Genomic DNA, 12474 nt, shown 5'->3' with positions numbered 1-12474 from the left:
CACTAGGAGCCTAATCACGAGCTCAGCTATTACTTTTGATATCTTTTAGTGATTTGCTGTTGAATGCCCAGGCCATCAATGCCCAAACGCATTACATCACCTTCTTTTAAGTAACGCGGTGGATTCATTCCTAAACCTACGCCCGGTGGTGTACCAGTACTAATTACATCACCCGGTTGCAAACTCATAAATTGGCTAATGTAGTGCACTAAAAATGGCACTTGGTACACCATGGTATTGGTATTACCGTTCTGGACTTTTTCGCCATTTAGCTCTAACCAAATGCTTAAATTGTTGTAGTCAGCTACTTCATCTGGCGTCACTAAATATGGGCCAATTGGTCCAAAAGTGTCACAACCTTTACCTTTACACCATTGCCCTTGTTGCTCTAATTGATAAGCGCGTTCTGATAAATCATTGACCACACAAAAACCTGCAACATAGTCCATAGCGTCGGCTTCATCTACATAGCGAGCTTCTTTACCTATAATGATACCTAACTCTACTTCCCAATCGCTTTTTTCAGAATTGGGTGGCAACAACACAGTGTCATTTGGCCCTACAACTGCCGAGGTGGCTTTCATAAACAATACAGGCTCAGATGGCACATCCATGCCAGATTCAGCTGCGTGATCCGCATAATTTAAACCTACACAAATAAACTTGCCAACCTGTGCAACTGGCGGAGCAATACGCACATCGTCGGCAACAACAGGCAAACTGTTAATATCTAACTGAGCTAACTTTGCTAAACCAGCATTATCAAAAAATGCTCTATCGTAATCTTCAACATGCGCTGAACAATCACGAATTTGCTCCTGATCATCTACTAAACCAGCTTTTTCTTCGCCAACTTGTCCAAATCTAATTAATTTCATTGTTTACTCTCTTTTCAATTCGGCTGTTAATTTTCAGCCTGTTGCTGTGCTTAGAGCTAAATCAATCTAAATAGCGATAATCAGCAATTTATATTCATTTAGCTCTCATGGTTTGGTATCCATAAGCAGCAATAATGACAAAACACACAACGGGTAGTGTAAAAGAAGCCTGTACTGCAGTAACAATAGTGCCAGTCCAATTGTCTATTACACTGGCTTGCAGCATAGGTAAAAAGGTGCCACCAACAATGGCCATAATTAAACCGGCTGCGGCAAACTTAGCTTCATCGCCCTGTAAACCTTTTAATGCAATACCATAAATGGTTGGAAACATGAGCGACATACAAGCAGATATCGCCACTAAACAATACAAACCTATGCGGCCATCTAGGATTATTGTGCCAAGGGTAAAAGCACCACCTGCTATCGCTAAACTCAGTAACAACAACCCCGGTTGAATAAATTTAAGCAAATAAGTGCAAATAAAGCGGCTAGTGCAAAACAGCACCATGGCCAGTATGTTGTATTCTTGCGATAGAATTTGTGCTTGTTTTTCAGACATACCTTCTTGCATAAAAACTTCAGTGCCGTAATGGATAATAAAAGTCCAACACATAATTTGCGCGCCAACATAAAACATTTGCGCGATAACACCTTGAGTGTAATTTCTTGATTTGATTAAGTTGGCAAATACGGTTTTAAGTGGTTTGTGTTCACTTTCACTTTTCTGCTCTGGCATTTTGGCTAGCGCGATAAAGATAAAAATTAGCGCAATCACCAAAGCAATAAACAAGTAAGGCTGGCTAACAATTTCTAAATCATGTGTTTTAACTGTATTAAATTCTTCTAGCGGTAATAGCGCCCGTTCTGCCTTGGTTCTTTCATCTAAATTAACCAAAATAAACTGTGAAGCTGTATACATACCTATCAGTGAACCCATTGGATTAAAGGCTTGGGCTAAGTTCAGCCTTTGTGTCGCGGTTGCCGCACTACCCATAGATAAAATGTACGGATTCGCTGTTGTTTCTAAAAACGACAAACCACAAGTGATGACAAAATAAGCCAATAAAAATGGATAAAACTCGCCAATGGAAGTGGCCGGAATAAACAACAGCCCACCCATAGCATACAAAGCTAACCCCATTAAAATGCCCGCTTTGTAACTAAACCGACGAATAAACAAAGCCGCCGGTATAGCCATAGCGCCATATCCGCCATAAAAGGCAACTTGAATTAAAGTTGCTTCGGTTGCGCCCGTTAGAAATATTTTTTGAAACGCTGCCACCATAGGGTTGGTAATGTCGTTGGCAAATCCCCACAAAACAAAACAGCTGGTTACCAAAATAAACGGCAACAATATTGTTTTGGCGACTAGTTTTTCGCCGACTGTGCTCGGCTCTTTATAATTATCTATCGCTTCCATTGGTCTACCCTTTTTTAAATTAATCAGAGTTCAGATTAGTTATTCAGCGTGACAAATCCACCATCAATTGGGAAATTGCTGCCGGTTATAAACGCAGCTTGCTCTGAGCATAAATAACAAATTAACGCCGCAATTTCCGCTACCTCGGCCATGCGGCCAATAGGTTGTGATTTGGATAATTTTTCAAACATTTCTGCTTGCTTGTCTGGATAATTTTTTGCGAGAAAGTTATCAACAAATGGCGTGTGTACTCGGCCTGGAGAGATGCAGTTACAGCGAATACCATAGTCGATGTAATCACGCGCAACTGAGTAAGTCATAGTTAATACCGCACCTTTACTCATTGAATAAGCAAAACGGTCGCTAATACCAACACTTGAAGCGATTGACGCTAAATTTAAAATCACCCCAGATTTTTGTTCTTTCATTGCAGGAATAATTGCAGCAAGCATGTTATAAACACCTTTTACATTCACTTGATAGATGCGATCTAAATCTTCTTCTGCGGTGTTTTCGATATTGCCTATATGCGCTATGCCAGCGTTATTAACCAACACATCTATGCTTGTTTGCGCCAATATGGGTTGCAGTGCATCTTTAACCGCTTGGGTATTAGAAATATCTACAATAATGCTTTGTGCTTGGCCACCTTGTTCGATTATTTGTTGTTGTACCGCAGCCGCGCTCGCCTCATCAACATCCATAATGATCAGCTTGCCACCTAACTTTGCCATTTGTAAGCAGGTTTCTTTACCTATGCCGCTACCGCCGCCAGTAACCACAATAGTTTTGCCTGTATAACTTTGTTCAGCCATCATTCTTTATTCCACATTTAGTTGTAAGTTGTAAAACTCGACTGCATTGTTAAAACACACATCGGCTTGCTGCTGCGGGTTGAGCAAGTGCAACACTTGTTCACTAATGCTCAGCCACTCTTGGTAATTAGAAGCTAAATTTAATACCGGCCAGTCACTGCCCCACATCAGCTTTTTACTGGTGAACATTTGCAATAACGCCTTGGCAAAATTGTCTATATAAACTTTGTCGCTAGGGCTAGCGATTTGGGTAACTAAACCAGATAACTTGCAATACACCTGCGGTAATTGCGCTAGTTTATTCATCCAATAAAACCAAGCGGACGATTTAATATCACCGGCATGAATTGCATCAATTTGTGGTTTAGCAGCGTGATCTATTACGATTTTTAATTGTGGATACTGACAAGCTAGTTGATAGATATGCGGTAAGTGTTTTGGTAAAACCAAGGCATCAAAAGTTAAATTTTCGGCAATTAAATAGTCAAAAATGGCGGCAAACTGAGGTTGTAAAATCCATTTATCATCGTCGATATCCTGCAGCATTGGCCGAATACCTTTAAATACTGGATTACTCGCAAAATCTTGTAACTGCGCAAATACCTGCTCATCAGCCAAATTAACCCAACCAACAACGCCGCGAATAAACGAGTGCTCTGCGGCTAATGCCAACATATAATGAGTTTCCGCTGTTGTTTCAGCCGCTTGCACCAATACTGTTGCTTGCACATTTGCTTGCTGCATATAAGGCATTAGCTGCTCTGGTAAAAAATCCTGATACAGCTCAGTTAACTCAGCTGTTAACCAATGATAATCGTTACGAGCAAGAGACCAAAAATGCTGATGTGAATCTATTTTGGCAATCTGCTTTGATGATTGAATGTGTTGTGATGCATTCATTGGCAGGGCGCATCCTCGGCAATTAACCCTAGGTTTTTTAGCGCTAACCAAAATTCAGGATCTATCTTTAAGTTAAAGTTTGTGACTGTATTTTGCACTTGCTCGGCGCTGCTCATACCCGGAATAACATTAACCACAGCTGGATGAAACAGTGGAAATTGCACAGCAGCGGCGGCAAGCGGTATAGCAAATTGTTGGCAAACTTGTTCGATTTGTTCAACTTTATCAATAATCTGCTGGCTAGCTGGCGCATAGTTGTAATACAGAGGTGCATTTGTTTGTGTGCCACTGGCTAAAATGCCCGAGTTATATGGACCACCTAAAATAATAGAGCTATTGTGCGCTAGGCATTTAGGTAAAAAGCTGGTTAACGCAGCTTGCTCTAGTAAGGTGTAACGGCCGGCCAATAAAAAACAATTAAAGTAGCCGTAATCCATAGCTTGTTCACATACTTGATACTCGTTAACCCCCAAACCAATGGCTTTAACTAAACCTTGCGAACGCAACTCATCCATTGCTTTATAACCGCCTTGCATAGCCGTTTTAAACATTTGAGCGTGTTGCTGTTGGTGAGTCACTTGACCGATATCATGCATCAACAAAATATCTATTTTGTCTAAACCAAGTCGCTGTAAGCTATCTTCAAACGAACGCATAACCCCGTCGTAGCTATAATCATATACAGACTCAAATGGCATAGGTGAAGCAAAACCATGACGGTTTTGGCTGACGTCTTGTTTACTCGGTTTCAGCAAACGCCCTACTTTGGTTGAAATGACATATTGGTTATTTGGCTGCGCACGCAATACATCACCTAATCTACGTTCGCTATAACCAAAACCATAATAAGGCGCTGTATCAAAATAATTAATCCCACAGCTAAGCGCTTGACTAAGAGTAGCCTGCACAGATTCATCCGAGACAGCTTGATACAAATTGCCTAACCCAGCACAACCTAAACCGAGCTGGGTAATTTGAATATCTGTATTGGCAATTGTGTTTTTAATCATGGTTTATTCCATTAATGCGGCAAACAAGCCGGTCCTAACTTATGAAACTGTTTATAGGTTAATAAGAATTCTTGATGGCCTAGTGCTTCCGATTTACTCTTTTCACCTTGCGCTAACTGTAATGTTAGTTGGTAAATTTCTTCACCGACCGAGTCGACACTTGCTTGACCTAAGATAATTTTGCCAGCGTTTATATCCATATCTTCAGCTAATTTTGCGTAAGTTTCTGGGTTTGCACATACTTTAATAACTGGTGATATGGCAGAGCCAACTACAGAGCCGCGGCCAGTGGTAAATAATATAACGTGGCAACCAGATGCTATCATCTCAACAATTTCAGCATTGTCGGCAATATTTGGAAAACCAAACCTAGGCTCGCCGTCTGGTACAACATCCATTAAATATAAACCATGCTCGGGGGCTTTTTCACCAGGCTTGATAATACCTTTAATTTTAGATGCACCCGATTTTGCATAAGCGCCCATAGATTTTTCTTCTTGGGTAGTTAAACCGCCTTCTGCATTACCCGGGGCAAAACTGCCATAACCCATAATGCGATAGTAATTTTCCGCTTTTTCAACACACTCAATAATTGCTTGGCCAACTTCATCATCAATTGCTCTGTCTGCCATAATTTGTTCGCAGCCAATTAACTCGCCGGTTTCTTCAAAAATACAGGTAGCTTGTTCAGCAATTAACTTGTCAAATGCCCGCCCCACAGCAGGGTTGGCACTAATGCCGCTGGTGCCATCTGAGCCACCACAAATAGTGCCGACTATTAACTCTGATATTGCAAAATCAACCATAGGGGTTTGCTGCGCTTTGGCAACTAAATTAGCAACACATGCTAAACCTTTATCTATGGTTGAACGAGTACCACCATTTTGTTGGATAACTAAAGTTTCGCAATCTCGTCCACTGGCAATAATTTGTTGTTGCAGCGCTTCGCGATTAAATCCTTCGCAACCAAGCGACACCAACAAAGCACCTGAAACATTAGCGTGGGTGCAGAGTTTTTTCATCATATCCAAGGCATATTCATTTGGATAACACCCCGGAAAGCCAATTAATTGCACATCGGTATTGTCCGCCAGAGTCACTATTTTTCTCGCAACATGGTGAGCACATTCAACTAAATACGCCACCACCACGACATTGCGAATACCTTTTTGCCCATCGGCTCTTAGATAAGCTTTCATTGACGTTTTTCCACTTGTTGAGCACGCGTGTGGCTAGAAATGTAATCACTTTGCATATTGTGCATATGTACGTGTTCACCTATGGCTAAGTCTTGTGTTGCAGAGCCAATAGGTGCGCCATACTTGATAATTTTTTCGCCTTTGCGAATAAAAGTTCGAGCTATTTTGTGCCCTACTTGGATCTCGCAACTCAAGGGCACCTGTAGCTGTTCTATTTGCACTAACTCTCCACTTGGGCTGTTTTGACAACATACAAGTACATTGTCACGTGCATCCAACAGGACAAACCTTTTATCAATGGCGCTCATAACTCAACATTTTTGTTAATTAATTTTTATATAGCTACATTATTAATACATTTAAAATAATTTACAAGTGAAATACATTTAATATATAAAACACAAAGTTCTTTTAATGAACAATTCTTGTTATGTTTGCTTTAGTTGTTCATGCATAACTATGATTCGGTTACACTGCTTCACACACTGCATCTAAGCCGTTTAAATACAGATATACCTAGAGTGAATTGATGGAAGAAAAAAACAAACGAACCTACACAGCGCCTGCGCTAGAAAAAGGATTTGAGATTTTAGAATTGTTGGCTGAAAAACAAGATGCGATGTCGTTGGTGCAAATTTCGGCTGCACTCAATCGCTCGAAAAACGAGTTGTACCGCATGATCACAACACTTGAATCTATGGGGTATTTAGCCAAAGAAGAAGGCTCTGATTACTATCGAATTACCAATCGCTTGTTTGATTTGGGCGTGCGTGTACCGCCCGTTGGTACTTTTATTGAATCTGCTTACCCTATTTTAAAAAACTTATCGGCAGAAATTTTTCAATCTAGCCATATTGCGGTTGAAAGCCAAGATCGTATGGTGGTGGTTGCTAAAGCAGATACCCCTGCAAGTGTTGGTTTTACTGTGCATTTAGGCCATCACTTGTATTTACATGAGTCAGGCTCGGGAAAAGTTTTACTCGCATGGAAAAGCCCAAATGTTTTGGCTCAAACTTTTGAGCGTTTAGCCGAGCAAGCGCCTGAGTATAATTTTGTTGAGTTAACCAAGGAGCTTCAGCAAATTCGCCAAGCTGGTTTTGCATTAACTGCCAGCCCAATAATTGAAGGTTTAATTGATATTTCATACCCAATTTATGCTGGTAGTAGTGACGATATTGTCGCAGTACTAACCGTGCCTTATTTAAAAAATAAAGCAGCCAAATTGGATATTGAGCAAGCCCAACAAATTATTGCGACAGCCGCAAATAAACTATCTAGTTTAACTGTTGCTTATGCTGGTAGCCTTTAGCAAGTATAACTTAATAAAAATACGTACAAACAAGGAATTAATATGAAAAATGTACTGATTACAACGGCATTAATCACAGCTTTGGCAAGCAGTTTAAGCGCCTGCTCAGACAAAGAAGTGGGTGATGTTTCGCTGGGTTTATTTACTACTAAAGATATCAAAATATCGTCTATGCAAGATCCGCTTGTGCCCGGTGTTACTTGCCATGTTGCTTCTATTGAAGCTGATTTAAGTTTATCCGACCCAAGCGATAGCTCAATTTCCTGCCGTCAAACTGGTGAAATTACCGGACAAATGCTCACCAATATAGATAAAAGCAAATCAGGTGATGTTGTATTTAAACAGTCGAAAAGCATCTTTTTCAAAACTATGAAAGTTAGACGTATTTATGATGCTGAAAATCAAACCTTATTGTATTTAAGCTACACCACCAAAGAAACCGACGGCAGTTTTAAACATAGTTTATCAACAGTGCCACTGTGGGGCACAGCGGCGTATGTTGAACCGGTAGAGAAACCTTAATCTGATATTAGCTGCCTGCGGGCAGCATATTGGCTAAACTAAGCAGCAAATATTCATCAGCGCATTCGTTTTTATCTAACTTTGCAAAGTTACCTTGTTGGATGTTAATCAGCTCATCATTGCCTGATGAATAGGCAAATATCATTAATAAAAAGCCTAAATGGCATTGTTTTGAATCTGGTTTAGTTTGATAAAAATATTCAATTGGCTGCTCAGCCGCTTTGTTTGCTTTTAGCGCGTTAACGAAATCAATTTCCCAAGGTTCGGGTTCTAGCGCCATTGCGTTATCCAACAATTCGGGCTTAGGCTGCCCTTCGCCTAAATACATCAGGTATTTAAGTAATTCATCATCTGCAGAAGTACACGGAAGCTCCTTTTCAAACCTTTCTTGTAGCTTTGGAAAAAAGGCGTCGGCTTTTGCAAGCCAGTTTTGCCAAGTATCACCAGTTTTATAGGGTGAAAAATAGGCAGTTTCAGCTAAAGAGCCGGATGAGTAATAACCAGCACAACCCCATTCAGTGCCGGTTTTGTAGGTTTCTGTATGCAAGTAAATTGCTTTTTTCGGATTGATAACTGTGTCATCTTGCCCATAAAAATTTTTATAAGCCAAAATATTCATGCAAGCCGCATGCTTCATTTCAGCACAATATTCTAGATAACGGCTACCGAGCAAAGTATCCTCTAGCAGAAATAACGCAGCAGAGTACATACTTCGATACAAATACTTATCTGGTGCCTCTTGCATAACAAACTCTAAGTCGTCTATCGCTAGCTTAATTTCACTCTTACTAACCTCACCTATATCGGTCACATCTCCATCAACTTCCCCTTGGTGAACACCATTTCGCTTGTGGTTTATCGCAATTAAAGCAAGTCCTCTAGCTTTGCGTAAAATACGAAGGGATTCATGATTTAAATTTGGTCTCTCTAACATAAATTGATCAATTTGTGCTAATGCTTCTAGCGACTTGACCATATCTATCTCTTTTCTTTTTGCTTTGTGTGTATGTTTTCTCAAATATCGCATAGCAGTGTTCACTGTATCTGCCGAAATTGGAAAATTATCAAATCTAAGTAAAACTTCTGTTTTTTGCGCCTCTTCTGATGCTAGGTAATAACCTTTTTCGCATATAGGGGAATAACGCCATTGCTTGAGCGCTTTAATAGCAGCATCTTCATACATCCCAGCAGGCTCAGATTCAAAGATTTCTATATTTTTTGGATGACCCTTTTTGTCGACTTTGAATCGCGCTTTGACAAATCCTGGCTGATCAGCATTAGCAGGATATCTTGGTTCAACCTGCATAACACTTTTAACTTTGTTAGTAGTCATAGGTTTGCCCGAACGACTAGTGCATGATGAATCGTATTCAGGTGTGCTAACACAAGCAATTAAAGAAAAACTAACTAGCAGTAAAATGATATTTTTCACGAAAGTAAACTCCCTGTTTTAGCTGGCTAAATGTCCGAACTTTCTGGTAACCAACTGGCGTAATTAAGCATTAAATACTCATCTTTACATTCTGTTTTATCCAAGTCCGTAAAGTTATTTGTTTGAATTTTTATAAGCTTGTCATTATTTGTAACATGGGCAAACGTAACCAACAACATGCCTAGATTGCATTGAGTTGGCTCTGCTTTAGTTGAGAAAAAATATTCGCTCGGCTGGTTCAAATCTGTATTGGCCTTTAATGCATTAATTAATTCTATTTCCCAGGCTGCAGGCTCTAACGACAGAGCGTTGTCAAGATAGTCAGTTTTGACCACACCCTCTCCTAAATAGGATATGTATTTAAGTAAGCCAACATACGCTGAAGAACAAGGCACATCTTTATTAAATTCCTTTATTAGAATTGGCAAGAACTGCTCACCTTTTTTATACCAGTTCTGCCAAGTATCACCTGTATTAAATTGAGTAAAATAAGATATTTCAGCAAGATGCAATGCAGAAAAGTAGCCTGCACAACCCCAACTAGTAGCTAACTTAAAAGTTTGTTTGTGCAAATAAATCGCTTTTTGTGGATTAATAACATTGTCTTTCATTCCGTAAAATGAATAAACAGCAAGTATGTTCATGCACGCAGCATTTTTCATCTCGGCACAATACTCGTAGTACCTATTACTTAGTTGATAATCTTTTAGTAACACGCTCGCCATACCAGCCATATCTCGATATCTTTCACTATATGGTCTGGCTTGGTTAACAAATTCTAAGTCGTCAATTGCCAGCATAACTTCTTGTTTATTAACCTCAGCATCCTGCTCATTAGCAGTTGATTCTTCAATTTGGTCGGTATTGATGTAGTGTCTTTTGAAATTTATCGCTTTTAGTCCATACCCTCGCGCTTCTCGCAAAATCTTTAGCGTCTCATTTGACAAGTGGGGGTTATTATCTAAGTAAGTGGTTATTTGCTGTAGTGCTTCGCTAGACGCCTCTAAGTTTATATCTTCAGCCTTAACATCATTTGTGTGTGCTTTCAGATATTGCAGTGCCTTATTAACTGTATCCATAGTTACCACAGGCCATGTAAAGCTCAGCTTCACCTCAGTTTGCTGAATATCATTTGGCGCTGTTACATAAATTCCATTCTGACAAACGGGTGTGTAGTGCCACTGCTTTATTGCATTTATCGCCGCACTGTCGTACAAATCAGCTGGTTCTGATTCAAATATTTTAATGTTTTGCGGCCGACCATTTTGATCCACAGAGAATCGAGCCCGTACATAACCAGCTTGATTTGCGTTTGCAGGATAAATTGGTTCAACTTTAACGACACTATTCACTGTGTCAGTAGTGAGAGGTTTACCCGAGCGACTAGCGCAATGTTTGTCATATTGAGGCGTATTAATACAGGCAATTAAAGAAAAGCTAAGCAGCAGTAAAATTATATTTTTCAAACGATTGATTCCAAATTATGGCGCTAGGTTTTATTCAGCCTTGAATCAAACCTTATCCATTAGCTTAAATTTAAACGTCAAAATAAAACATAATCAATCACAAATCAACATACCTATTGCTAGTCCGCAGTATGGACTTAGTTCTTAAAACACCCGGAGATTATCATGGTAAGTACCATTGGAAAACGAGTTCCTTCGCTTCGTTCGGCACTAATGGAAGAGCAGCCAAACCTGAGATACTGGCCCAGATTAATTCATACCGATTCAACGGATTTTGTGTCTCTAGTTCGGGTCCTAGACCCAATTTAGCATCAAATTTTTCTGTAAAGGAAAGGTAAAAGTGTTCTTGTCTTCCATGGTTTAGCAAACAAAATAACGGCAGAACGTTAACTAATTTATGTGATGTTTCTTCTAAGGTTTCCCTTATGGCTGCATCTGCCAAAGATTCACCGTCCTCAACCCCGCCACCTGGGAAAACCCAATACACTCTGTTATCTTTTCTACGTTTTATCAAAAGTATTTCGTTTTCAGGATTGACGATTATTAAGCTTACCCGAGCTTTAACCTTTGTTGATAATTGGCTTGTTGTCATTGATGGCTCATAGTCTAGTTTCAATGTGCTGTTTGATATCCAACAAATCTTGTTTGATCATTTTCTCCATCGAACCTTTCATTAAAAAGCCCATACAGCATGACATTATTTTGCCGAATAGTGTTTGTGCTTGGCCATTAAAGGTCATGGTGAGTTTAGTGCCATCGGCAATTTCTTCGACAATCAAACGGCTGATATAAATAGCACCATGGCTTTCAGCACGTGTTTGGTAGTAGTGGTTTTCTTCCGCGTCGGTGATCCACATAGTTTCAGTGGCGTCTTTGCCAAACATTTTACGTGTTTCCGACCATTTAAAACCGATTAGTCCTTGCTCTGGTTGAGCCAATACTTGTAAGTCGGTTATCGCATTAATAACGTTTTTTGCATTATTGAAGTCGGTAATAACAGACCAGACGCTTTGTTTATCTGCTTTGATATCAACACTTACGTTCACTTGCATTTTGTTCTCCTTGCCTAACGACCAGCACTGCTCAAGAGTTTAATACAAGTATGCTAAATTGCTAATTTCTAAAATTTCATAAATTCAGCGAGCAGCCATGGATTAGGGAACAGCGCTTGTGGTTATGTGCTTTCAACACATAATATAAATGGGGTATTCCTCACAAAATCGCTTTTAACTCATCCTTGAGCCGCTCCCACAAGATGTCCCTCTCTTGTGAAGTTTTGTTCGAAACACTCCCATCTATATTATGAACATTTTTGTCGCGGCACATTTAATCTAAGTACTGCACAAAGCTGAATACAAGTATGCCGAATTGCTAACTTCTGCATGGTTAGCAAATCGCTCAGCATTATCGGCTCATAGGACTAGGGTTAGGTTTATATAAGCAGACCGTACAAATCGTGGATGATTTGTCTCGAGCTTCCACGGATGGACTTACAGCGAGTCTGCGTTAGAAACCTAATC

13 protein-coding genes are annotated in these 12474 nt (G+C 39.9%); 2 read left to right on the top strand and 11 right to left on the bottom strand.

Translation table 11 applies throughout. From position 1 onward, the window contains the following. Positions 1 to 29 precede the first annotated feature (29 nt). The 7 genes from ACMZOO_RS12990 to ACMZOO_RS12960 all read right to left on the bottom strand — a co-directional run bounded on the left by ACMZOO_RS12990 (position 30) and on the right by ACMZOO_RS12960 (position 6533). Complete coding sequence (locus ACMZOO_RS12990) at positions 30 to 878, bottom strand: fumarylacetoacetate hydrolase family protein (protein WP_440903762.1); 849 nt, start codon at positions 876 to 878, stop codon at positions 30 to 32. Between the two features lie 94 nt (positions 879 to 972). After that, entirely contained in the window at positions 973 to 2301 is a 1329-nt protein-coding gene (fucP, locus tag ACMZOO_RS12985; protein WP_440903761.1) for an L-fucose:H+ symporter permease, read from the bottom strand. Positions 2302 to 2336: 35 nt separating this feature from the next. Beyond that, positions 2337 to 3119, bottom strand: coding sequence for an SDR family NAD(P)-dependent oxidoreductase (locus ACMZOO_RS12980; RefSeq protein WP_440903760.1), 783 nt, complete (start codon positions 3117 to 3119; stop codon positions 2337 to 2339). A 3-nt stretch (positions 3120 to 3122) separates the two neighbouring features. After that, the gene (locus ACMZOO_RS12975) at positions 3123 to 4016 is read right to left on the bottom strand and encodes an amidohydrolase family protein (RefSeq protein WP_440903759.1); all 894 of its coding nucleotides are present in this window, start codon (positions 4014 to 4016) and stop codon (positions 3123 to 3125) included. Further along, positions 4013 to 5026, bottom strand: a complete 1014-nt coding sequence (locus tag ACMZOO_RS12970) for an aldo/keto reductase (protein ID WP_440903758.1) — start codon at positions 5024 to 5026, stop codon at positions 4013 to 4015. The genes ACMZOO_RS12975 and ACMZOO_RS12970 overlap by 4 nt, the downstream gene beginning before the upstream one ends. A gap of 11 nt (positions 5027 to 5037) precedes the next feature. Then, the gene (locus tag ACMZOO_RS12965) at positions 5038 to 6225 is read right to left on the bottom strand and encodes a UxaA family hydrolase (protein WP_440903757.1); all 1188 of its coding nucleotides are present in this window, start codon (positions 6223 to 6225) and stop codon (positions 5038 to 5040) included. Then, positions 6222 to 6533, bottom strand: coding sequence for a UxaA family hydrolase (locus ACMZOO_RS12960; RefSeq protein ID WP_440903756.1), 312 nt, complete (start codon positions 6531 to 6533; stop codon positions 6222 to 6224). The genes ACMZOO_RS12965 and ACMZOO_RS12960 overlap by 4 nt, the downstream gene beginning before the upstream one ends. A 221-nt stretch (positions 6534 to 6754) precedes the next feature. Between ACMZOO_RS12960 and ACMZOO_RS12955 the strand changes: the two genes are divergently transcribed. After that, the gene (locus ACMZOO_RS12955) at positions 6755 to 7534 is read left to right on the top strand and encodes an IclR family transcriptional regulator (RefSeq protein WP_440903755.1); all 780 of its coding nucleotides are present in this window, start codon (positions 6755 to 6757) and stop codon (positions 7532 to 7534) included. Positions 7535 to 7576: 42 nt separating this feature from the next. Continuing rightward, positions 7577 to 8056 carry a CreA family protein gene (locus ACMZOO_RS12950; protein WP_440903754.1) on the top strand — a complete coding sequence of 160 codons (480 nt, stop codon included), beginning with the start codon at positions 7577 to 7579 and terminating at the stop codon, positions 8054 to 8056. Between the two features lie 7 nt (positions 8057 to 8063). Here ACMZOO_RS12950 and ACMZOO_RS12945 read toward each other — a convergent pair whose 3' ends face one another. The 4 genes from ACMZOO_RS12945 to ACMZOO_RS12930 all read right to left on the bottom strand — a co-directional run bounded on the left by ACMZOO_RS12945 (position 8064) and on the right by ACMZOO_RS12930 (position 12006). Then, a complete protein-coding gene (locus ACMZOO_RS12945; protein ID WP_440903753.1) occupies positions 8064 to 9488 on the bottom strand; it encodes an energy transducer TonB in 1425 nt (474 codons plus the stop codon). Between the two features lie 26 nt (positions 9489 to 9514). After that, positions 9515 to 10954: an energy transducer TonB gene (locus tag ACMZOO_RS12940; RefSeq protein WP_440903752.1), complete on the bottom strand. Its 1440-nt coding sequence runs from the start codon at positions 10952 to 10954 to the stop codon at positions 9515 to 9517. A gap of 163 nt (positions 10955 to 11117) precedes the next feature. After that, positions 11118 to 11546 (bottom strand): NUDIX domain-containing protein, encoded by a 429-nt coding sequence (locus ACMZOO_RS12935; protein WP_440903751.1) that lies wholly within the window; start codon positions 11544 to 11546, stop codon positions 11118 to 11120. Positions 11547 to 11553: 7 nt separating this feature from the next. Beyond that, positions 11554 to 12006 (bottom strand): SRPBCC family protein, encoded by a 453-nt coding sequence (locus ACMZOO_RS12930; RefSeq protein ID WP_440903750.1) that lies wholly within the window; start codon positions 12004 to 12006, stop codon positions 11554 to 11556. Positions 12007 to 12474 lie beyond the last annotated feature (468 nt).

The sequence above is a fragment of the Catenovulum sp. SX2 genome, from assembly GCF_052056295.1.
GTDB lineage: Bacteria > Pseudomonadota > Gammaproteobacteria > Enterobacterales > Alteromonadaceae > Catenovulum.
This window is presented reverse-complemented; position numbering and strand designations above follow the sequence as displayed.